The 21,338-nt window shown below is 75.3% G+C and carries 19 protein-coding genes; 13 read left to right on the top strand and 6 right to left on the bottom strand.

What is annotated here, in order from left to right; translation table 11 throughout:
- A partial coding sequence (locus IE170_RS13320) for a CocE/NonD family hydrolase (protein WP_229884715.1) occupies positions 1-1,363 on the bottom strand: 1,363 nt, incomplete at its 3' end.
- A 365-nt stretch (positions 1,364-1,728) separates the two neighbouring features.
- Here IE170_RS13320 and IE170_RS13315 point away from each other — a divergent pair.
- From IE170_RS13315 to IE170_RS13285, 7 genes are all read left to right on the top strand, one after another.
- Positions 1,729-2,529: a TIGR03084 family metal-binding protein gene (locus tag IE170_RS13315; RefSeq protein WP_189809559.1), complete on the top strand. Its 801-nt coding sequence runs from the start codon at positions 1,729-1,731 to the stop codon at positions 2,527-2,529.
- Positions 2,526-4,358 carry an acyclic terpene utilization AtuA family protein gene (locus IE170_RS13310; protein ID WP_268255651.1) on the top strand — a complete coding sequence of 611 codons (1,833 nt, stop codon included), beginning with the start codon at positions 2,526-2,528 and terminating at the stop codon, positions 4,356-4,358. The genes IE170_RS13315 and IE170_RS13310 overlap by 4 nt, the downstream gene beginning before the upstream one ends.
- The gene (locus tag IE170_RS13305) at positions 4,355-5,953 is read left to right on the top strand and encodes an acyl-CoA carboxylase subunit beta (protein WP_189809558.1); all 1,599 of its coding nucleotides are present in this window, start codon (positions 4,355-4,357) and stop codon (positions 5,951-5,953) included. Before IE170_RS13310 ends, IE170_RS13305 begins: the two co-directional genes overlap by 4 nt.
- Before the next feature lie 11 nt (positions 5,954-5,964).
- Complete coding sequence (locus tag IE170_RS13300) at positions 5,965-8,028, top strand: ATP-binding protein (protein WP_189809557.1); 2,064 nt, start codon at positions 5,965-5,967, stop codon at positions 8,026-8,028.
- A complete protein-coding gene (locus IE170_RS13295; protein WP_189809556.1) occupies positions 8,025-9,227 on the top strand; it encodes an acyl-CoA dehydrogenase family protein in 1,203 nt (400 codons plus the stop codon). Before IE170_RS13300 ends, IE170_RS13295 begins: the two co-directional genes overlap by 4 nt.
- Positions 9,228-9,309: 82 nt before the next feature.
- On the top strand, positions 9,310-10,053 hold the full coding sequence (locus tag IE170_RS13290; protein ID WP_189809555.1) for an enoyl-CoA hydratase family protein: 744 nt from the start codon (positions 9,310-9,312) through the stop codon (positions 10,051-10,053).
- Positions 10,041-10,712 carry a TetR/AcrR family transcriptional regulator gene (locus IE170_RS13285; RefSeq protein ID WP_373298983.1) on the top strand — a complete coding sequence of 224 codons (672 nt, stop codon included), beginning with the start codon at positions 10,041-10,043 and terminating at the stop codon, positions 10,710-10,712. Before IE170_RS13290 ends, IE170_RS13285 begins: the two co-directional genes overlap by 13 nt.
- Positions 10,713-10,760: 48 nt before the next feature.
- On the opposite strand, the gene IE170_RS13280 is transcribed toward IE170_RS13285, so the two are convergent.
- Positions 10,761-11,867, bottom strand: a complete 1,107-nt coding sequence (locus tag IE170_RS13280) for a citrate synthase 2 (RefSeq protein ID WP_189809554.1) — start codon at positions 11,865-11,867, stop codon at positions 10,761-10,763.
- Between the two features lie 200 nt (positions 11,868-12,067).
- On the opposite strand from IE170_RS13280, the gene pdxH reads away from it, so the two are divergent.
- On the top strand, positions 12,068-12,730 hold the full coding sequence (gene pdxH / locus IE170_RS13275) for a pyridoxamine 5'-phosphate oxidase (RefSeq protein WP_189809553.1): 663 nt from the start codon (positions 12,068-12,070) through the stop codon (positions 12,728-12,730).
- A 388-nt stretch (positions 12,731-13,118) separates the two neighbouring features.
- Entirely contained in the window at positions 13,119-14,435 is a 1,317-nt protein-coding gene (locus IE170_RS13270) for a PAS domain-containing protein (RefSeq protein WP_189809552.1), read from the top strand.
- Between the two features lie 50 nt (positions 14,436-14,485).
- Here the strand turns inward: IE170_RS13270 and IE170_RS13265 are convergent, their stop codons facing one another.
- Entirely contained in the window at positions 14,486-15,241 is a 756-nt protein-coding gene (locus tag IE170_RS13265; RefSeq protein ID WP_125543734.1) for an SIS domain-containing protein, read from the bottom strand.
- 214 nt (positions 15,242-15,455) lie between these two features.
- On the opposite strand from IE170_RS13265, the gene IE170_RS13260 reads away from it, so the two are divergent.
- Positions 15,456-16,148 (top strand): iron-dependent transcriptional repressor DtxR, encoded by a 693-nt coding sequence (locus IE170_RS13260; RefSeq protein ID WP_114058005.1) that lies wholly within the window; start codon positions 15,456-15,458, stop codon positions 16,146-16,148.
- Positions 16,149-16,441: 293 nt separating this feature from the next.
- A complete protein-coding gene (locus tag IE170_RS13255) occupies positions 16,442-17,311 on the top strand; it encodes an alpha/beta fold hydrolase (RefSeq protein ID WP_189809551.1) in 870 nt (289 codons plus the stop codon).
- 12 nt (positions 17,312-17,323) lie between these two features.
- Here IE170_RS13255 and IE170_RS13250 read toward each other — a convergent pair whose 3' ends face one another.
- The gene (locus tag IE170_RS13250) at positions 17,324-17,779 is read right to left on the bottom strand and encodes a MarR family winged helix-turn-helix transcriptional regulator (RefSeq protein WP_189809550.1); all 456 of its coding nucleotides are present in this window, start codon (positions 17,777-17,779) and stop codon (positions 17,324-17,326) included.
- A 146-nt stretch (positions 17,780-17,925) separates the two neighbouring features.
- On the opposite strand from IE170_RS13250, the gene IE170_RS13245 reads away from it, so the two are divergent.
- Both IE170_RS13245 and IE170_RS13240 read left to right on the top strand, forming a co-directional pair.
- Entirely contained in the window at positions 17,926-18,312 is a 387-nt protein-coding gene (locus tag IE170_RS13245; protein ID WP_189809549.1) for a DMT family transporter, read from the top strand.
- Between the two features lie 31 nt (positions 18,313-18,343).
- Positions 18,344-18,661 carry a DMT family transporter gene (locus IE170_RS13240; RefSeq protein WP_189809548.1) on the top strand — a complete coding sequence of 106 codons (318 nt, stop codon included), beginning with the start codon at positions 18,344-18,346 and terminating at the stop codon, positions 18,659-18,661.
- A gap of 79 nt (positions 18,662-18,740) precedes the next feature.
- Here the strand turns inward: IE170_RS13240 and IE170_RS13235 are convergent, their stop codons facing one another.
- Positions 18,741-20,405, bottom strand: a complete 1,665-nt coding sequence (locus IE170_RS13235) for a transporter (protein WP_223856234.1) — start codon at positions 20,403-20,405, stop codon at positions 18,741-18,743.
- Positions 20,402-21,244: an ABC transporter ATP-binding protein gene (locus IE170_RS13230; protein WP_189809547.1), complete on the bottom strand. Its 843-nt coding sequence runs from the start codon at positions 21,242-21,244 to the stop codon at positions 20,402-20,404. The genes IE170_RS13235 and IE170_RS13230 overlap by 4 nt, the downstream gene beginning before the upstream one ends.
- Positions 21,245-21,338: the final 94 nt, after the last annotated feature.

Raw genomic sequence — 21,338 nt, 5'->3', positions numbered from 1 at the left:
CGTCCAGCAGGTAGGCGACGAACCCGGAGCGGGCGTTGCCCGTCCGGTACGTGACCCGCAGCCGGGGCGTGCCGCGCAGCCGGGCCGTCTCCGGCTCGGGGTCCGCCACCCACACCGCGGTGACGGCCCGGTCGATCTCCCCGGTCGGGTACGCACGCGGCAGGCCCGCAAGCTCGGAGTGCCCGGACCCGGCGACCGCGTCGGCGACGACCGCCGGGGTGTCGACCCCGCACACGACGCCCGCGCTCCAGCCCGCCTCGGGTGCGTCGGCCAGCTCGCCGCCGTCCGCCAGGTAGAGGCGGCGGACGTGGTCGGTGACGGACGGCCAGGTGGGGCGGGGCTCCAGGGTCCGGGACCACATGACCTCGCCGAGCACCTCGCCCTCCTCGTCGATGCCGTTCGCGGCGCCCCGGAGGTGGTGGTCGAACCAGCGGTGCGCGGTGGTCCAGATCCGGTTCGGCAAGCCCGCCAGCCCCGCCGCCTCCGGGCCGGCGTGGTCGCCGACGGACAGGTCGATCCGCTTCGGCCCGGCCAGCTCCTCGAACAGGCGCAGCGTCTGGTTGGCGGGGAAGAGCGTCTCGTGCCAGGCGTGCGAGAAGTACACGGGCACCCGCCGCCGTACGAGCTCCTTGGCGTGGACGGACGGCGAGCGCTGCGCCGCCCAGCGCAGCACGGCCGGGATGTCGCGGCCCGCGGCGACGTCCTCGAACACGCTCTGCGCGCGCGGGCTCAGCCGGGCCCGGCCGGCGGACCGCAGCAGCGCCTCGACGGCGGCCGTGTGCCGGGTCCGGTTCTCGACGAGGACCTCGCCGAGGTCGCCCCAGCCGCTGAGCGCGGCCACCGCGTCGATCCGGCTGTCGTGGGCGGCGGTGAGCAGGGCGATCGCCGCCCCGTGGCCCTGGCCGAGGAAGCCGATGCGGCTGACGGGCCCGGCGGTGCGCTCCACGAGGTGGTCCAGGGCGCGGCTGCCGTCGGCGGTGTCGAGCGGCCCGGCCACGTCCGCCTCGCCCTCGGAGGCGCCGAAGCCGCGGACGCTGTAGGCGAGGACGTTGTAGCCGCGGGCCGCGAACACGCTCGCCTGGACGGCGTACGCGAGCCAGCCCAGGTCGCTCCACGGCGAGGGCATGACGACCACGGGCCGCGGGTCGCTGCCGGGGTGCCGCCACAGCGCGCCGTCCAGGAGGGTCCCCTCGGCCCCGGCGACCTTGACGCGGCCGAAGGAGGCGGCGGCGCGGCAGTCGGTGACCTGGGCGGCGCGGGCGGGCGGCAGTCCGTCGGTGTCGCCGCTCTCCAGGGCGGCGGTGAACGCGGCGAGGGCGCTGGCGTCGAGGTCGGGGTGGAGGGAGAAGTCGGCTGGGGTCACGGCGTGTTCATCCTCTGCGTCGGTGACGTGGACCTGCGTCGGGTGACGTGGACGGTGGTGCGGTGCGGTGCGGTGCCGGGGCCCGGCCGGGCCCGGGAGCGGGGGGCCGAAGCGTTCAGTATCGACACGGCTACCGGACGTATTCGCGCCTTCGCGCTGTACGGCCGGATTCCGGCCCCCGCGTGTACGGGGCCGCGGCCCGGCACACCTGCCCGATCTGTGCCGCGATCCCAAGTCGCCCAGGGTGCAGTGCGGTTGCGCCTCTGGCGGGAACGCGGCGCTCCTCCGCCAAATCATGCAAGCACGCTTGATTGTTTTCTGCCGCGCTGCCACTCTTCCCCTCACGCCGAGAGGGGAGCCCCGTCGTGCCACTCGATCCGCCCGCCGCCGTCCTCGCCGATCTGCGCGAGGAGGGACTGGAAGTCGAAGCCCTCGTCACCGGTCTGCCGGACGCCGCCTGGGCGAAGCCCACGCCCGCCGCCCGTTGGACCGTCGCGCACCAGATCGCCCACCTGCACTGGACCGACCGGGCCGCCCTGGTCTCCCTCACGGACGCGCCCGGCTTCGCCCGCCTCGTCGAGGCCGCCCTGCGCTCGCCGGCGACCTTCGTGGACGAGGGCGCCGAGGAGGGCGCCGCGCTGGCGCCGGCTGACCTACTGGCCCGCTGGCGCGCCACCCGCACCGAACTCGACACGGCCCTGGCGCAGGCCCCGACCGGCGCCCGGTTCCCCTGGTACGGGCCGCCGATGAAGGCAGCGTCGATGGCGAGCGCCCGGCTCATGGAGACCTGGGCGCACGGCCTGGACATCGCGGACGCCCTCGGCGTACGCCGCACCCCGACCGCACGGCTGCGGCACGTCGCCCGGATCGGCGTACGCACCCGTGACTACGCCTTCTCGGTACGGGAACTCCCGGCCCCGACCGAGGAGTTCCGCGTCGAGCTGGACCCGCCGGACGGCGGGGATCCGTGGACGTACGGGCCGCCGGACGCGGCCCAGCGCGTGACCGGGCCCGCCCTGGACTTCTGCCTGCTGGTCACCCGGCGCGCCCACCGCGCCGACCTGGCCCTGGCTGCCGAGGGCGCGGACGCCGACCGCTGGCTCGACGTGGCCCAGGCCTTCGCCGGCCCGGCGGGACCGGGCCGCGCACCCCGGAACGCCCGGTGACGGGCGCCGGACCGGGCGGTCCGCCCCGGCGGCCGCTGCGCATCGGGAACGCCTCCGGCTTCTACGGCGACCGCTTCGACGCCCTGCGGGAGATGCTCACCGGCGGCCCGCTGGACGTCCTGACCGGGGACTACCTGGCGGAGCTGACCATGCTGATCCTCGGTCGGGACCGCCTGAAGGACCCGGCCGCGGGCTACGCGAAGACCTTCCTGCGGCAGCTGGAGGACTGCCTGGGCCTGGCGCACGAGCGGGGCGTGCGGATCGTCGCGAACGCGGGCGGCCTCAACCCGGCCGGCCTCGCCGAGGCGGTCCGCGGCCTCGCCGCCGAGGCCGGGGTCCCGGTCTCCGTCGCGCACGTCGAGGGCGACGACCTGATGCCCTGGGGCGAGGGCGCGCTGACCGCCAACGCCTACCTCGGCGGCGCCGGGATCACGGCCTGCCTGCGCGCGGGCGCCGACATCGTGGTCACCGGCCGGGTCACGGACGCGGCGCTCGTCTCGGGCCCGGCCGCCTGGTGGTTCGACTGGGCGGCCGACGACCACGACCGGCTCGCCGGCGCCGTCGTCGCGGGCCACGTCCTGGAGTGCGGCACGCAGGCCACCGGCGGGAACTACCCGTTCTTCACCGCGCACGACGTGCGGCGCCCCGGCTTCCCCCTCGCCGAGATCGCGGAGGACGGCTCCTGCGTGATCACCAAGCATCCGGGGACGGGCGGCGCGGTCACGGTCGGCACGGTCACCGCCCAACTCCTGTACGAGACGCAGGGCGCCCGCTACCGGGGCCCGGACGCCACCGCCCGGCTGGACACCGTCCGCCTCGCGGACGCCGGACCCGACCGGGTCGCCGTCACCGGCACCGTCGGGGAGCCGCCGCCGGACACCCTGAAGGTGGGGGTGACCCGTATCGGCGGCTGGCGCAACGAGGTCGTCTTCGTCCTGACGGGCCTGGACATCGAGGCCAAGGCCGCCCTCGTCCGCGCGCAACTCGCCGACGCCCTGGCCCCGGTGGCCACCGTGCGGTGGACGCTCGCCCGCACCGACCACGAGGACGCCGACACGCAGGAGGCGGCGAGCGCCCTGCTGCGGCTGGCGGTCCGCGACCCGTCCGCCGAGCGGGTGGGACGGGCCCTGACCTCGGCTGCCGTCGAACTGGCCCTCGGCAGCTACCCGGGCTTCCACGTGACGGCCCCGCCCGGGCCGGCGCAGCCGTACGGGCTGTTCGAGGCCGGCGCAGTCCCCGCCCACGCGGTCCCCGCGGTCGCGGTCCTCGCGGACGGCACCCGCATCCCGATTCCGCCGGGCGGCCGACCGCGACGGGACGCCACACCGGAACCGTCCTGCCCACCCGCACCTCCGGCCCCAGCGAAGCCGCCCGCCCTGCCGGAGTCGCCCGCCCCTCCCGCCCTGCCGGAGCCGCCCGCCCCGCCCGCCCCGCCGGAGTCCGAACCGCCCGCCCCACCGCAGCCGCCCGCCCCCGTCCGCCGCGCCCCCCTCGGCCTGGTCGCCGGCGCCCGCAGCGGCGACAAGGGCGGCGACGCCAACATCGGCGTCTGGGCCGAGCACCCCGCCGCCTGGCCCTGGCTGCACGCCACCCTCACCGAGGAACGGCTCCGCGACCTCCTCCCCGAGGTCCGCGGCCTCACCGTCACCCGGCACGTCCTGCCGAACCTGCGCGCCCTGAACTTCACGGTCGAGGGCGTCCTCGGCGCCGGCGCCGCCTCCGCCCACCGCTTCGACCCGCAGGCCAAGGCGCTCGGCGAATGGCTGCGCTCCCGCCTGCTCGACATCCCCGCCCACCTGCTGCCCGCCCCGGAGGGGACCGGACCATGACCCGTCTCAGCACCGCCGTGGACCCCCGCGCCCCCGAGTACGCGGCCGCCCGCGGCGCCGCCCTCGAACGCCTCGCCGCCCTCGACGCCGAGCACGCCAAGGCGCTGGCCGGCGGCGGCGAGAAGTACACGGCCCGCCACCGCGACCGCGGCAAGCTCCCGGCCCGGGAGCGGATCGAGCTGCTCCTCGATCCGGACACGCCGTTCCTGGAGCTGTCCCCGCTCGCCGCCTGGGGCAGCGATTACCCGGTCGGCGCGTCCCTCGTCACCGGCATCGGCACCGTCGAGGGCACCGAATGCGTCATCACGGCCAACGACCCGACCGTCCGCGGAGGCGCCTCCAACCCGTGGACGCTGAAGAAGGCCCTGCGGGCCAACGAGATCGCCCTGCAGAACCGGCTCCCGCTCATCAGCCTCGTCGAGTCCGGCGGCGCCGACCTGCCCTCCCAGAAGGAGATCTTCATCCCGGGCGGGGCGCTCTTCCGCGACCTCACCCGCCTGTCGGCCGCGGGCGTGCCGACCGTCGCCGTCGTCTTCGGCAACTCGACCGCCGGAGGCGCGTACGTCCCCGGCATGTCCGACCACACCGTCATGATCAAGGGACGGTCGAAGGTGTTCCTCGGCGGCCCGCCGCTCGTGAAGATGGCCACGGGCGAGGAGAGCGACGACGAGTCCCTCGGCGGCGCCGACATGCACGCCCGCACCTCCGGCCTCGCCGACCACCACGCCGTCGACGAGCACGACGCCATCCGCCGCGCCCGCCGCATCGTCGCCCGCCTGGAGCACCGCCGCGCCCGCCCGGCTCCGCCGGCCGCCGAGGAGCCGCTGTACGACGCGGAGGAGCTCCTCGGGATCGTCCCCGAGGACCTGCGCACGCCGTTCGACCCGCGCGAGGTCATCGCCCGCATCGTCGACGGCTCCGACTTCGACGAGTTCAAGCCGCTGTACGGCAGCAGCCTCGTCACCGGCTGGGCCCGGCTGCACGGCTGGCCCGTCGGCGTCCTCGCCAACGCCCGCGGCGTGCTGTTCAGCGCCGAGTCGCAGAAGGCCGCCCAGTTCATCCAGCTCGCCAACCAGCGGGACATCCCGCTGCTGTTCCTCCACAACACCACCGGCTACATGGTGGGCAGGGAGTACGAGCAGGGCGGCATCGTCAAACACGGCGCGATGATGATCAACGCCGTCTCCAACTCCCGCGTCCCCCACCTGTCCGTCCTCATCGGCGCCAGCTACGGGGCCGGCCACTACGGCATGTGCGGCCGCGCCTACGAGCCGCGCTTCCTGTTCGCCTGGCCCAGCGCCAAGTCCGCCGTCATGGGCCCGCAGCAGCTCGCCGGGGTGCTGTCCATCGTCGCCCGGCAGTCCGCCGCCGCGAAGGGCAAGCCGTACGACGAGGAGGCCGACGCCGGGATGCGCGCCTTCGTCGAGGCGCAGATCGAGGCCGAGTCCCTGCCGGTGTTCCTGTCCGGGCGGCTGTACGACGACGGGGTCATCGACCCCCGCGACACCCGCACCGTCCTCGGCCTGTGCCTCTCGGCCGTCCACAACGCCCCCGTCGAGGGCGCCCGCGGCGGCTTCGGCGTCTTCCGGATGTGAGTGACCGACCCATGACCACGACCACGACCACGGCCCTGCCGATCACCTCCGTCCTCGTCGCGAACCGCGGCGAGATCGCCGTCCGCGTCTTCCGCACGGCCCGCGCCATGGGCCTCGCGACCGTCGCCGTGCACTCCGACCCGGACGCCGGCGCCCTCCACGTCCGCGAGGCCGACACGGCCGTGCGCCTGCCGGGCGCCGCCCCCGCGGACACCTACCTGCGCGGCGACCTCGTCATCGCGGCGGCCCTGGCCGCCGGCGCGGACGCCGTCCACCCCGGCTACGGCTTCCTCTCCGAGAACGCCGCCTTCGCCCGAGACGTCCTCGCCGCCGGCCTGGCCTGGATCGGCCCGCCGCCCGAGGCGATCGAGGCGATGGCCTCGAAGACCCGCGCCAAGGAGCTGATGCGGGCCGCCGGGGTGCCGCTCCTCGACCCCGTCGACCCGGCGGCCGCCACCGCCGCCGACCTGCCGCTGCTGCTGAAGGCGGCCTCGGGCGGCGGCGGGCGCGGCATGCGAGTCGTCCGCGACCTCGACGCGCTGAAACCCGCACTCGACGCCGCAGCAGCCGAGGCCCGGTCCGCGTTCGGCGACGGCGAGGTCTTCGCCGAGCCGTACGTCGAGCGCGGCCGCCACGTCGAGGTGCAGGTCCTCGCCGACGGGCACGGCACCGTGTGGGCGCTCGGCACCCGCGACTGCTCCCTCCAGCGCCGCCACCAGAAGGTCGTAGAGGAGGCCCCGGCGCCCGGCCTGCCCGACGCCCTGCGCCGCAGCCTGCACGAGGCGGCCGTCGCCGCCGCCCGGGCCGTCGGCTACCGGGGGGCGGGCACGGTCGAGTTCCTGCTCGCCGCCGACGGGCGCCCGTACTTCCTGGAGATGAACACCCGGCTCCAGGTCGAGCACCCCGTCAGCGAGGCCGTCCACGGCGTCGACCTCGTCGCCCTCCAGTTCCGCATCGCCGAGGGCGCCGCCCTCCCGCCGGAGCCGCCCGAGCCCGCCGGGCACGCGGTCGAGGCCCGCCTGTACGCGGAGGACCCCGCGCAGGACTGGCGGCCGCAGGCCGGCACCCTGGCCGCGTTCGACGTCCCGGCGTCCGCCGCCGCACCCGTACCCGTCCCGGGCGCCGCGGGCAGCCCCGCCGGGACCGCCGCGGTCCGCGTCGACGCAGGGTACGCCGCCGGCGACCGGGTCGGCGTCCACTACGACCCGATGCTCGCCAAGGTCATAGCCCACGCCCCGACCCGCGCCGAAGCCGTCCGCGCCCTCGCCCGCGCCCTGGCCGGCGCCCGCATCCACGGCGTCGCCACCAACCGCGACCTCCTCGTCCGCACCCTGCGGCACCCCGAGTTCACCGCCGCCGCCCCCGACACCGGCTTCTACGACCGCCACCTCGCCGCGCTCACCGCGCCCGCCCCCGACGCCGGCCGGGCCGCGGCCCTCGCCGCCGCGGCCGCCGCACTGGCCGCCGCCGCGCCCGCCGCGGGCGCCCCGCTCGCCGCCCGCCTCGGCGGCTGGCGCAACGTCCGCTCCGGGCCGCAGGTCCGCCGCTACCGCACCGGCGACACCGAGCACGAGGTCCGCTACCTGCCCGTCCGCGGCGGCCCGCCGCAGCTCCCCGACCTGCCGGGCGTCCGCGCCGTGACCACCGCACCGGACCGCGTCGTCCTCGAAGCGGACGGCGTCCGCCGCGTCTTCCACGTCGCCCACCGGGCGGACCCGGGCGCCGACGGGCCCGGCGAGGTCTGGGTCGACACCGCCCCCGCCCCCGGCGGCGACGCCCCCGCCTCCCACACCCTCACGCCCGTCCCGCGGTTCACCGAGCCGCAGGACGCGACCCCGCCCGGCTCCCTGCTCGCCCCCATGCCCGGCACCGTCGTCCGCGTCGCCGAAGGCCTCGCGCCGGGCGACACCGTCACCGCCGGGCAGCCCCTGCTCTGGCTGGAGGCCATGAAGATGGAGCACCGCGTCACCTCGCCCGCCTCCGGCACGCTCACCGCGCTCCACGCCCGCCCCGGCCACCAGGTCGAGGTCGGCGCCCTGCTCGCCGTGGTCCAGGAGGAGGAACCCCGCCCATGAGCCCCGCCACCGCGCCCGCCGCGGAAACCGAAGAGCACCGCGCGCTGCGCGCCGCCGTCGCCGCCCTCGGGCAGCGCTACGGCCGCGACTACCACGCCCGCATCACCGAGGAGGGCGGCCGGCCCGCCGAGCTGTGGGCCGACGCCGCCAAGCTCGGCTACCTCGGCGTCAACCTGCCCGAGGAGTACGGCGGCGGGGGCGGCGGCATCGCCGAGCTGTCCATCGTCCTGGAGGAACTCGGCGCCGCCGGCTGCCCGCTGCTGATGATGGTCGTCTCCCCGGCCATCTGCGGCACCGTCATCTCCCGCTTCGGCACCCCCGCCCAGAAGCGGGCCTGGCTGCCCGGACTCGCCGACGGCAGCCGCATGATGGCCTTCGGCATCACCGAGCCCGACGCCGGCTCCAACTCCCACCGCATCACCACCACCGCCCGCCGCGACGGCTCCGACTGGGTGCTGACCGGCCGCAAGGTGTTCGTCTCCGGCGTGGACATGGCCGACGCCACGCTGATCGTGGGCCGCACCGAGGACGCCCGGACCGGCCGGCTCAAGCCCTGCCTGTTCATCGTCGACCGCGACGCCCCCGGCTTCTCGCGCTCGCCCATCGACATGGAACTGCGGGCGGCGGAGAAGCAGTTCGAACTCGTCCTGGACGACGTGCGGCTGCCGGCCGGCGCGCTCGTCGGCGCCGACGACACCGGCGGAGACCAGGCGGAAGCCCCCGACACGGGCCTCCTCCAGCTCTTCGCCGGCCTCAACCCCGAGCGCATCATGACCGCCGCGTTCGCCGTCGGCATCGGCCGGCACGCCCTGGCCCGGGCCGTCGAGTACGCCCGCACCCGGCAGGTGTGGGCGGAGCCGATCGGCGCCCACCAGGCCGTCGCCCACCCCCTCGCCGCCGCGCACATCGAGCTCGAACTCGCCCGCCTGATGATGCAGAAGGCCGCCCGCCTCTACGACGCCGGCGACGACGCGGCTGCCGGAGAGGCCGCGAACATGGCGAAGTACGCTGCTGCCGAGGCCTGCGTGAAGGCGGTGGACCAGGCGGTCCACACCCTGGGCGGCAACGGCCTCACCCGCGAGTACGGCCTGGCCTCCCTGGTCACCGCCTCCCGGGTGGCCCGCATCGCCCCCGTCAGCCGCGAGATGATCCTGAACTTCGTCTCGCACCAGACCCTCGGCCTGCCGAAGTCGTACTAGCGCCGACCCCGGGCGGCGGCCAGTGCGGCCCGCGGCCGCCGCCCGGCCCGGCCGGAACCGGACCCGCACGGAAAGGAGCGCCATGGAGGACGACGCCCTCGTCACCGCCGCGCACGCGCACGGCATCACCACCCTGTCCCTCGACTCCCCGGCCAACCGCAACGCCCTCTCGGCGCCCCTCGTCGCCGGGATGCGCGCGGCGCTCGCCGCGGCCGCCGCCGACCCGGCCGTCCGCGCCGTCGTCCTCACCCACACCGGCGGCACGTTCTGCGCCGGAGCCGACCTGGGGAACCCCTGCGACCCCGCCGACTTCCTCGCCCTGCTCCGCGAGATCGCCGAACTGCCCCGGCCCGTCGCCGCCCGCGTCACCGGGCACGTCCGCGCGGGCGGCCTCGGCCTGCTCGGCGTCTGCGACGTCGCCGCGGCCGGGCCGCAGTCCACGTACGCCTTCACCGAGACCCGCCTCGGCATCGTCCCCGCGGTCATCTCGGCGCCCCTGCTGCCCCGCCTGGAACCGCGCGCCGCGGCCCGCTACCTGCTGACCGGCGAGGCCTTCGACGCCGCCGAAGCGGCCCGCATCGGCCTGCTCACCCTGCACGGCGAGGACGTCGACGAGGCCCTGGCCCCGGTCCTGGACGGCTTCCGCAAGGCCGGCCCGGAGGCCCTCGCCGCGACCAAGCGGCTCCTCACCGCCCCCGTACGGGCGGCCCTGGCCGCCGACGGCAAGGCCCTCGCCGAGCTGTCGGCCCGCCACTTCGGCTCCGCCGAGGCCCGCGAGGGCATCACCGCCCGCATGGAGCGCCGCGACCCGGCGTGGGCGCTGTGACCGGCACCCCGGCCGCGCCCACCGCACCGGCGGCGGAGGGCTTCTCGGGCGAGGACCGGCCCGGGAACGCGCCCAAGCAGGCCCGCAGCCGCGTCACCCGCCGCCACCTCCTCGACGCGGCCATCACCTGCCTCGCCGAACACGGCTGGGCCGGCTCCACCGTCGCCGTCGTCGCCGAACGGGCCGGAGTCTCCCGCGGCGCCGCCCAGCACCACTTCCGCACCCGCGAGGACCTCTTCACCGCGGCCGTCGAGTTCATGGCGGAGGAGCGCTCGGCCGCCCTGCTGCGCGAGCGGCGGCGCGCCGAGGCCGCGGGCGGCGGCCCCGCGGGCCGCGCCGCCGTCGTCGAGGCGCTGGTCGACCTCTACACCGGGCCGATGTTCCGGGCCGCCCTCCAGCTGTGGGTCGCCGCCTCCCACGAGGAGCAGCTGCGGCCCCGCGTCGCCGAGCTGGAGGCGCGCCTGGGCCGGGAGACGCACCGGATGGCCGTCCAGCTGCTGGGCGCGGACGAGTCGGTGCCGGGCGTACGGGAGACCGTACAGGGCTTCCTCGACATGGCCCGCGGGCTGGGCCTGGCGAACGTCCTCACGGACGACGCGGCCCGCCGCGCCCGGGTGGTCGCCCAGTGGACCCGCATCCTGGACGCCGCCCTGGGCTGACGGGCGGGCGGCACCGGCCGCCGCCCGCCGCCCCGGGCGGGGCCGCGGTCAGGCCGTCCTGGCGATGTCCGCGTAGCCCTCGATGTCCTGCGGGTTGCGCTTGCCCGGGCCGGTGTAGCGGGCGGACGGGCGGACCAGGCGGCCGGTGCGCTTCTGCTCCAGGATGTGCGCGGACCAGCCCGCGGTGCGGGCGCAGGTGAACATGGAGGTGAACATGTGCGCCGGGACCTCCGCGAAGTCCAGCATGATCGCCGCCCAGAACTCCACGTTGGTGGCGAGCACCCGGTCGGGGCGGCGGGCGTGCAGCTCCTCCAGGGCGGCCTTCTCCAGCGCGGCGGCCACCTCGTAGCGGGGGGCGTCCAGCTCCTTGGCGGTGCGCCGCAGGACGCGGGCGCGCGGGTCCTCGGCGCGGTAGACGCGGTGGCCGAAGCCCATCAGCCGCTCGCCCTTGTCGAGGGCCTTCTTCACGTACGCGACGGCGTCGCCGGTGCGCTCGATCTCCTCGATCATGCCGAGGACGCGGGAGGGCGCGCCGCCGTGCAGCGGCCCCGACATGGCGCCGACGGCACCCGACAGGGCGGCCGCGACGTCCGCGCCGGTGGAGGCGATGACGCGGGCGGTGAAGGTGGAGGCGTTCATGCCGTGCTCGGCGGCGGAGGTCCAGTAGGCGTCGACGGCCTTGACGTGACGCGGGTCCGGCTCGCCCCGCCAGCGGATCATGAACCGCTCGACGACGGACTCCGCCTTGTCGATCTCCCGCTGGGGAACCATCGGCAGGCCCTGCCCGCGCGCGGACTGGGCGACGTACGACAGGGCCATGACGGCGGCGCGGGCCAGGTCGTCGCGGGCGGTCCGCTCGTCGATGTCGAGGAGCGGTTTCAGGCCCCAGACGGGGGCGAGCATGGCCAGCGCGGACTGCACGTCGACGCGGATGTCGCCGGAGTGGACGGGGATCGGGAAGGGCTCGGCGGGCGGCAGGCCCGGGTTGAACGCCCCGTCGACCAGCAGGCCCCACACGTTCCCGAAGGAGACGTGGCCCACCAGGTCCTCGATGTCGACACCCCGGTAGCGGAGGGCTCCGCCTTCCTTGTCGGGTTCGGCGATCTCCGTTTCGAACGCGACGACTCCCTCGAGCCCGGGTACGAAGTCGGACATCAGGCGGCTCCTCAGATAGTGCGGACACACGCGGTTGCCGGCGTGCCTCGCGGGTCCGGCGCGGTCATCCCCGTTGATGCCCGGTGGCGCCGGCGGCCACCCGCGGGGGGCCTGGCGACCGGCCCCAAGATTTTGGCGGCTCCGGATCCCGGGCGGAAGCGTGACATACGGCACACTCGCAGGAGCACCCTTGCGGCAGGATGGCACGCGTGACCGACATGGACCTTGATCCCTCCGCCATGCGCAAGCAGTACCGCTCCGAGATCGTCCTGGAGGACGGCCTCGACGAGGACCCCATGCGGCAGTTCGCCCTGTGGTTCCGGCAGGCAGCCGACTCGCACCTGTTCGAGCCGAACGCGATGGTCGTCTCGACGGCCGACGCAGCGGGCCGGCCCAGCTCGCGGACGGTGCTGCTGAAGCAGTTCGACGCGCGGGGCTTCGTCTTCTACACGAACTACGGCTCCCGCAAGGGCCGCGAGATCGACGCGAACCCGCAGGTCTCGCTGCTCTTCCCCTGGCACCCGATCGCCCGGCAGGTCATCGTCACCGGCACGGCGACCCGGGTGGGCCGGGACGAGACGGCGGCCTACTTCCGCTCGCGGCCGCACGGCTCGCAGCTGGGCGCCTGGGCGAGCGAGCAGTCGCGGGTGATTTCCTCGCGTGCCGAGCTGGACCGCCGGTACGCGGAGCTCGCGGCGCGCTATCCGGAGGGCGAGCAGGTCCCCGTGCCGACGGAGTGGGGCGGGATCCGCGTCGCGGCCGACGAGGTGGAGTTCTGGCAGGGCCACGAGAACCGGCTCCACGACCGGCTGCACTACGTCCGCGAGGGGGCGGGCTGGCGCATCGAGCGCCTGTGCCCGTAGGGAGCCGGGGCCGTGGGGTCGAGGGCCTGCGGAAACGCAGGCGACCCGCGGGCTCCGTTCCTCTCCTGCAGTGAGAGGAGCCGGCCGGACGTGCCGGCGAGCCCGCGGGTCGGGTGACTGCTGTGGATTGGCGCCGGGCGTCTTCCGCCGGGCACCGCACTGGGTGCGTTGCGACGACGGGCCCTAGCCCGCAGTCACCTCACGCGTCCGGTAGTCGTACATTTCCGGAACCACCTCCCTTCTCGTGTACCGCAGACATTAGGACGCTCGCGCCGGGGTCTCAACCCATTTTTTTCGGGACGATTCGGGGAATGCGGTGTGGGCTGCGTCACGTTCCAGTTCAATGATCTGACGTGCCGCACACGCGAAACACCTGCGGGGGTGGAAGGTGAGTGCTTCCGGACGACAACCCACCCACGACCTGCTCGCCGCGCTGCTCGACGGGATGGACGCGGCCCTGTGCGCGTTCGACGCCGACGGCGTGGTCACCCACTGGAACCGCGAGGCCGAGCGGATCCTGGGCTGGACCGCGGCGGAGGCGGTGGGCCGCAAGGGCTTCTCCGGCTGGGCGGCCCGGCCCGCGGACGCCCAGGACGTCGAGGACCGGCTCATGGCCGCCCAGGACGTGCCCGGCCGGCAGGTCCACGAGTTCGCACTGCAGACCAAGGACGGCGGGCGGGTCCTGGTGCGCACGCAGTCCGCGGGCGTCCCCGGTGCCGACGGCAGGCCCGCGGGCGTGTACTGCGCCTTCACCGAGGTGCACGCCCAGATCGACCTGGAGCGGTCCATCGCGCTCAGCGACGCACTGATGGACGACGCCTCCTGGGCCGTGGTCCTCGTCGACGTGGACCTGCGGCCCGCCGTGGTCAACGCGCGCGCCGCCCGCGCCTTCGGGTCAGGGCGCACCGACCTGCTCGGCCGCCCGCTGGGCGACCTGCTGGCGCAGGGCGCCGAGGAGCTGGAGGCGGCCCTCCAGCACGTCCTCGCCGAGGGCGCCCCGCCGGGCCCCGCCGAGATGTGGGTGTCGGTGCGCACCCCGGAGGGCGAGCGGCGCTGCTGCTGGCGGTGCGGGTTCGTACGGCTGGGCTCGCCGCTGGCGGAGGAGCCCGTACCGCTCGGCGTGGGGTGGCTGTTCCAGGACGTCACCGAGGACCGGCAGGACGCGCTGGACACCTCCCGGCTGCGGTTCCGCACCGCCCAGCTGCACCGGGCGGGCCGGGCGGCCGCCGAGTGCGAGGACCCGGCCGAGGCGGCCGGGGTGCGCCTGGACTTCGCGCTCGCCGGGTTCGCGGACCACGCCCTGCTGGACGTACTCGAGTCGTCCGCCGGCCCGGGGAAGCCGCCGCGGCTGGTCCGGACGATCACCGCGCCGCCGGCGCCGGCCGGGCAGGGGGCGCGGCCGGTGCCCTACGAGCCGGGGCACCCGGTGCTCCAGGCGCTGGACCGGATCGGCTCGGTCCGGGCGAGCACCACCCGCGGGGAGGCCGCCGACGACTGGGCACGGGCGCGGCTGTGGCCCGAGGGCGCGGCGCACGCCCTGTGCACGGTCCTGCGCAGCCGGGGCCGGACGCTGGGGGCGCTGACGTACCTGCGGTCGGTGTCGCGGCCCGCGTTCGACCGCGCGGACGCGGCGTATGCGGAGGAGGTGGCGGGCCGGGTGGCGGCCGACCTGGACCTGGCGCACGCCGCGCCGGAGCGGCCGTAGGGGTGCGGGGCGGCGGCGGGGGCCGGCTCGGGGGCGGGTGCGGGCCCCGGTCAGTGCCGGTAGAAGATCCGGTCGCCGTACTCCCGCATGACGCGGCCGTTCCACTCGTGGCCGCCGTCGACGTTGCCGGAGCGCAGCAGCGGCGGCTCGATGCCCCGCGCGGCGAGCTCGCCCGCGGCGGCGGCCATCACGGCCTGCATGATCGCGCTGGTGACGACGGTGGAGGCGGGGGCGAAGGGGGCGTCGATGCCGTCGAGGGTGAGCTCGGCGTCACCGACGTCGATCTTGCTGTCGAGGACGATGTCGCAGTGGTCCCGCAGGAAGGTGCCCGAGGAGTGCCGCGACTTCGTCCCGGTCGTGTACGCGACCGAGGTGACCCCGATGACCTTCAGGCCGAGGGCGCGCGCGTTGACGGCCATCTCGACGGGCAGGGCGTTGCGCCCGGAGAGGGAGATGACGAAGAGGACGTCCCCGGCGGTGGCGGGACTGCTGTCGAGGACGGCGCCGGCGAGCCCGCCGACCCGCTCCAGGGCGCTGCCGAGCGTGGCGGGCATGACGTCGACGCCGGCGGTGCCGGGGACGGCGAGGAAGTTCATCAGGGCGAGCCCGCCCGCCCGGTAGACGACGTCCTGCGCGGGCAGCGAGGAGTGCCCGGCGCCGAAGGCGAAGAGCCGGTTCCCTGCGGCGACGGCGTCGGCGACGGCCGCACCGGCGTCGGCGATCCGCCCGCCCTCCTCGCGCTGCACCCGCTGGAGCAGGGTGATCGCGGCGTCGAAGAAGCGGTCGGCCGGCTTGCTTTCGCTCATCGCGGTGGAGCCCTTCCGGGGATGGGGTGCGTCCGTGTCCGCCGCTCACCGTGCGGTCTGGACCAACGTGCTGTCAATACGGGCGCGGGGGGCGTCCGGAGGTCGAGAGCGGCTCGCGGAGGCCTGGGGACTCCGCGGCAGGCGCGGGACGGTTGTCCGCGCGATGCGTCAGAATTGGGGTCAGGGCCAGCGCACGATAATCCGAGGGGCACGAATGTCCGGACTGATCGACACCACGGAGATGTACCTCCGCACCATCCTCGAGCTGGAAGAGGAAGGCGTCGTCCCCATGCGCGCCCGGATCGCGGAGCGGCTCGACCAGAGTGGCCCGACGGTCAGCCAGACCGTGGCGCGGATGGAGCGCGACGGCCTCGTGGCGGTGGCGAGCGACCGCCACCTGGAGCTGACGGAGGAGGGGCGGCGCCTCGCGACGCGCGTGATGCGCAAGCACCGGCTCGCGGAGTGCCTCCTCGTGGACGTCATCGGCCTGGAGTGGGAGCAGGTGCACGCCGAGGCCTGCCGCTGGGAGCACGTGATGAGCGAGGCGGTGGAGCGGCGCGTGCTGGAGCTGCTGCGGCACCCGACCGAATCGCCGTACGGGAACCCGATCCCGGGTCTGGAGGAGCTGGGCGAGAAGGCCGAGGCCGACCCGTTCCTGGAGGACGGCATGGTCGCCCTCTCCGAGCTGGAGCCGGGCACGGAGGGCAAGACGGTGGTCGTCCGCCGCATCGGCGAGCCGATCCAGACGGACGCCCAGCTGATGTACACGCTGCGGCGGGCGGGCGTGCAGCCCGGCTCGGTGGTGAGCGTGACGGAGTCGCCCGGCGGCGTGCTCGTCGGCAGCGGCGGCGAGGCCGCCGAGCTGGAGGACGAGATCGCCTCGCACGTCTTCGTCGCGAAGCGCTGACCGCGGCCGCCGCTGCGGCGGCGGCCGCGGCGGCGCGGCGGTGTCAGGGGGTCCCGGCGCCTTGCGGCGCCGGGACCCTTCCTCCCCTTGTCGACCCGGAGCCCCGAGCTCTCGAGGTCGTCCCCTTCGGACCGTCTTCCCCGAGCGGCCCGCCTCCCTGCTCAAAGGATCTCCTTCGGCAGCGGCGGCCAATCCTTGAGCAAGGTCACTCGAAAGAGCGGTGTTGGGCGGCGCAAAGCCGTTTTCGAATGCAGGTTCGATAGTCTGCCGTGGACGAAGGGGGTGCATCTGCGGTGGTACAGCGCATCGATGTGACGGGGGCCGACGGCGTGCGCCTGGCCGCCTGGGAGTTCGGTCCGGCCGCCGATGCCGCGGCTCCCCGCCTCCTGTTACTCCACGGCCTGATGGGCCGCGCCCACCACTGGGCCGGCACCGCCCGCCGGCTCGCCGAGGGCCGCCGCGTGATCGCCCTGGACCAGCGGGGCCACGGCCACAGCGACCGCCCGCCCGCCGGCGCGGATCCCTCCGCGTCCCTCGGCCGCGAGGCCTTCGTCGCGGACGCCGAAGCCGTGATCGAACAGCTCGGCCTCGCCCCCGTCACCGTCATCGGCCACTCGATGGGCGCCCTCACCGCCTGGCAGCTGGCCGCCCGCCGCCCCGACCTGGTCGCGGGCCTGGTCATCCTCGACATGCGCGCCTCGGCCCTCGGCGAGGCCTCCCAGCGCGACTGGGAGGACTGGTTCAGCCGCTGGCCCCTCCCCTTCCCCACCCAGGACGCCGCCCGCCGCTGGTTCGGCGAGGACGACCCGCGCGTGGAACACCCCGACCCGGGCCGCGGCGCCTTCTTCGCGGACGTCATGCACGAAACCCCCGACGGCTGGCGCCCGGTCTTCTCCCGCCGCCAGATGCTGACGGCCCGTGAGACCTGGGTCCACGACGCCCACTGGGACGAACTGGCCCAGGTCACCTGCCCGACGCTGGTCGTCCGCGCCCTCGACGGCGAACTGGGCCGCGCGGAAGCCCAGGAAATGGTCCGCGTCCTCCCGTCGGGCCACTACGCGGAAGTCCCCGACGCCGGCCACTACCTCCACCACACCCACCCCACCGCCTGCCACACGGCCCTGGAACCCTTCCTGCAGACCCTGGCCCCTGTCCGCGGCTGAACCGGGCCGGCGTCAGCCCGAAGTGCGCAGGGCCTGGACCGTGCTGGTCAGGCGGGGGTCGGCGGCGACCGTGTTCAGGGCCGTGCCCAGGACTTCCGCGTACGTGGCGCGGGCCGCGGCGTGGCGCTCGCGGCCCGCGTCGGTGACCACCGCGTACACGCCGCGCTTGTCGTCCGGGCAGTGGCCCTTGTAGGCGAAGCCGGCCGCCTCCAGGCGGGCCACCAGGCGGGTCACCGAGCTCTGCCCCAGGCCGATCCGGTCCGCCAGCTCCTGCATCCGCAGCTCGCCGCCGTCCGCGCGGGCCAGGTCCTCCAGGGCGCGGTACTCCGACAGGCCGATCCCGTGGCGGCGTTGGAGCGCCTGCGCGAGGCTGCGCTCCACCTGGGCGTGCACGGCCAGGACCCGACTCCACAGCGCCTGGTCGGAGGCGGTGTCGGCGGGCGGCGGCGCGGGCGGGCTGGCGGTCACGGGGCACCTCCGGCGGGTTTGGTCGGCGTTGACAACAAGTTACATGACTGTGCAAGCTTCTGACGTGCCGCCAGCTCGCCGATGTGGGCCATCGCGGTCGAAATTTCCATGCACGTACATGCAACTAACCGTCTTCGGGGGTTCCTGTGTCGTCGTCTTCTTCCTCCTCGCGAGGGTGGGCCTGGCTGCTCTTCTCGTCGCTCTTCGAGATCACCTTCGCGCTCGGCACCGAGGCCACCGACGGCTTCACGCGGCTCTGGCCCTCGCTGCTCACCGTCGCGGCCGCCTCCGCCGGCATCTACACGCTCTCGCAGGCCCTCAAAACCATCGACGTCGGCGTCGGGTACACCGTCTGGTCCGGCATCGGCGGCGTCGGCACGGTCGTCCTCGGCACCGTCGTCTACGGCGAGCCCATGACGGTCTGGAAGGCCCTCGCGTTCGTCCTGATCATCGGCGGCGCGCTCGGCCTGCGCATCGGCGACCACCGCGCATCCAAGAGGGCCGCCGCCGCTCCCTCCGCGCCCACCGCCTGACCCCGCCGCCCGACCCCAAGGACACACCGTCATGACCTGGATCCACCTCGGCGTCGCCATCCTCTTCGAGATCGCCTTCGCGCTCGGCACCAACGCCACGAAGGGCTTCACACGCCTGTGGCCGTCCGTCTTCACCCTGCTCGCCGCAGCAGGCGGGATCTACACCCTGTCGCTGGCCCTGCGCGAACTCGACGTCAGCGTCGGCTACACGATCTGGACGGGCATCGGCGGCGCCGGGACCGTCGCCCTCGGCGCCGTCCTCTTCAAGGAGCGGATCACCGCCGCCCGGCTGCTGTCCTTCGCCTCCATCATCGGCGGCGCAGTCCTGCTCCGCGTGACCGCGGTCTGAGTACCCACCGCTCGTGAACACAGGAGGGGGGTGCCGGGCCCGCAGGCCCCGCACCCCCCCTCGGCCGACGCGGCCGGGCTCAGCCCTTGCTGACCGCCTGGAGGATCTCCGGCAGCTGCCGGGCCACCCGCGGCGCCGCCAGCCGTACGCCCGCCCAGGTCGCGGCCGTGCCCCAGGCCGCGCCGAGCGGCAGCAGCAGCCAGAACGCGGACTCCATCCGCGCCACCTCGAACCAGATCGCCAGGCCGATGACCGGCCCGGAGAGCACCAGCGACGCCAGCAGGCCGCCGGCCATGCCCGCCCAGGCCAGGCCCGCCTGACCCGGGACGACGCTCTTGAACGCCCCGTCCGAGGGGATGGAGTACGGGAACCGGGCCGAGGCCAGCGCACCCGTGCACATCATCGAGCCCATCACCGCGAGGGCCACGCCCAGGCCGGCCGGGAACGCCTGCCAGTCGGGGACGACGGCCGCGGTGGCCGCCGTGACGAGGACCGTGTACGGCACCGTGATCAGGGCGAGCGCGTAGGCGCGGGCCCGCAGCTCCTCGTACGCGTCGCGGGTCGTCGAGATCGTCTGCGCGACCATCCAGAACGCCGAGGTGTCCTGGCCGAACTGGTTGTACATCTGCAGGCCGAGCATGCCCGTGCCGAAGCACACCAGGTAGATGGAGCCGTCCCCCTGGAGGGCGTTGAACACCGGGATGATCAGGCCGAGCGCCAGGGACGACACCCACGCGGCCTTCGTCTTCGGGTCGCGGACCACGTACCGCAGCGTGCGCTGCATGGTCGCGCCGGTCCGGCCGCCCGGCAGCAGCGCCCACAGGCCGCCGCCCGCGGATCCGCGCTCGGAGGAGGCCTGCGCGGCGACCGTCGAGCCGTCCGGCGTCACCATCACCCGGGTCAGGCTCCGCTCCCACAGCCACACCAGCAGCGCCAGCCCGGCCAGGGTCAGCGCCAGCTGGGCGGCGGCCGTACCGTACGCGCCGCGGCTCGCCGAGTCGACCATGCCGATGGCGGTGGCGGGCGGCAGCCAGCGCACCACCGCGCCGGCGGGTTGCAGCTGGGCGAGGCCGCCCGTCTCCATCAGCCGCTGGCTGGCGAAGTTCGCGAGCTGGGCGCCCACCGCGACGACGAGGCCGCTGAGCAGGGCCAGGTCGCGGCCCTTGCGGCTGGTCAGCAGCCGTACGTTCGCCGTGGCGACGGCGCGCGCCAGCGTCACGCAGCCGAGCAGCAGCAGAGGCACGGCCACCACGGCGGCGACGATGCCCGCAGCGCCGTGGGCGACGGCGACGACCGAGCCGACGGCCACGCACACCGTGAACAGGGGGCCGATCCCGATCAGCGAGGAGACCAGCAGGGCGCGCACGAGCGGCCGCGGCCGCAGCGGCAGCATCACCAGCCGGCTGGGGTCGAGCGTCTCGTCCCCGGCGGGGAAGAACAGCGGCATGAACGCCCAGCCGAGCGCGAGGACCGCCGCCAACAGGACCACGAGGGTCCCGCCGTGGGCGTGGCCGCGCAGCGCGGACAGGCCGAGGGTGAGGGCGAGGCCCACCAGCAGGGCGAAGCCCAGCGACGTGAAGTAGGCGGCCTTCCGCTTGGAGGAGCCCTTCAGGCCGTTGCGCAGCAGCGACAGCTTGATGCGGACGAACACCGCGGCCGGGTCGGGCGCGTGCGCGCCGGACGCAGCCGGGGCCGGCGGGAGCGGCGCGGACGGGGAGGCGGGGGCGGGGGCTGCGGTGTTCATCGGGCGGCCTGCCCGCCCAGCCAGTCCAGCGCGTCGCCGGCGGTGCGGCCGCCCGCGCCGACGAGCTCCAGGAAGGCCGCCTGCAGCGTGGGCGCTTCGCCCCGTACGTGGGCCAGGGGGCCCGCGGCGCGGATCCGGCCGCCCGCCATGACGGCGACCCAGTCGCACAGTGACTCGACCAGCTCCATCACGTGGGAGGAGAAGACGACCGTGGCACCGGAGGCGGTGTAACGTTCCAGCACCCCGCGGATGGTCTGCGCCGACACCGGGTCGACGCCCTCGAACGGCTCGTCCAGGAACAGCACTTCGGGGTTGTGCAGCAGCGCCGCCGCCAGCCCGATCTTCTTCCGCATGCCCGTCGAGTAGTCGACGACCAGCTTGTGCTGCGAGCCCGCCAGGTCCAGGACGTCCAGCAGCTGCGTGGCCCGCTTGTCGGTCTCGTCGCCCGGCATGCCGCGCAGCCGGCCCATGTAGCCGAGCAGTTCGCGGCCCGACAGCCGCTCGAACATGCGCAGGCCCTCCGGCAGGACGCCGATCCGGGACTTCACCGCGACCGGGTCCGCCCACACGTCGTGGCCGGCGACGAGGACGCGCCCCATGTCCGGCCGGAGCAGGCCCGTCACCATGGACAGCGTCGTCGTCTTCCCCGCGCCGTTCGGGCCGACCAGGCCGATGAACCTGCCCGCGGGCAGCTCCAGGTCGATGCCCGCGACCGCCACCTGCTCGCCGAAGCGCTTCCACAGCCCCTCGACGCGGACCGCCGCCCGCTCGCCGTACGGCGCCCCGGGCGCGCCGCCCGCTCCGACCGCCCCGCCCGTCGCATCACCCTGGTTCGGCATGCGCCCGCCTCTCGTCCATGTCCCCGTGGTCCTACACCCACGACGATAGGGCGGCCCGAAGAGGCGCAGCAGTTACGAATGTCATGTCTTTCCC

The sequence above is a fragment of the Streptomyces toxytricini genome (genome assembly GCF_014649915.1).
Taxonomy (GTDB): Bacteria; Actinomycetota; Actinomycetes; order Streptomycetales; family Streptomycetaceae; genus Streptomyces; species Streptomyces toxytricini.
This window is presented reverse-complemented; position numbering and strand designations above follow the sequence as displayed.

Bases quoted from the DNA above. Each gene is read 5' to 3' on its own strand.
- IE170_RS13305 (WP_189809558.1), top strand. From the start codon at position 4,355: ATGACCCGTCTCAGCACCGCCGTGGACCCCCGCGCCCCCGAGTACGCG.
- IE170_RS13300 (WP_189809557.1), top strand. From the start codon at position 5,965: ATGACCACGACCACGACCACGGCCCTGCCGATCACCTCCGTCCTCGTC.
- IE170_RS13295 (WP_189809556.1), top strand. From the start codon at position 8,025: ATGAGCCCCGCCACCGCGCCCGCCGCGGAAACCGAAGAGCACCGCGCG.
- IE170_RS13290 (WP_189809555.1), top strand. From the start codon at position 9,310: ATGGAGGACGACGCCCTCGTCACCGCCGCGCACGCGCACGGCATCACC.
- IE170_RS13280 (WP_189809554.1), bottom strand. From the start codon at position 11,867: ATGTCCGACTTCGTACCCGGGCTCGAGGGAGTCGTCGCGTTCGAAACG.
- pdxH (WP_189809553.1), top strand. From the start codon at position 12,068: ATGGCACGCGTGACCGACATGGACCTTGATCCCTCCGCCATGCGCAAG.
- IE170_RS13265 (WP_125543734.1), bottom strand. From the start codon at position 15,241: ATGAGCGAAAGCAAGCCGGCCGACCGCTTCTTCGACGCCGCGATCACC.
- IE170_RS13260 (WP_114058005.1), top strand. From the start codon at position 15,456: ATGTCCGGACTGATCGACACCACGGAGATGTACCTCCGCACCATCCTC.
- IE170_RS13240 (WP_189809548.1), top strand. From the start codon at position 18,344: ATGACCTGGATCCACCTCGGCGTCGCCATCCTCTTCGAGATCGCCTTC.
- IE170_RS13235 (WP_223856234.1), bottom strand. From the start codon at position 20,405: ATGAACACCGCAGCCCCCGCCCCCGCCTCCCCGTCCGCGCCGCTCCCG.
- IE170_RS13230 (WP_189809547.1), bottom strand. From the start codon at position 21,244: ATGCCGAACCAGGGTGATGCGACGGGCGGGGCGGTCGGAGCGGGCGGC.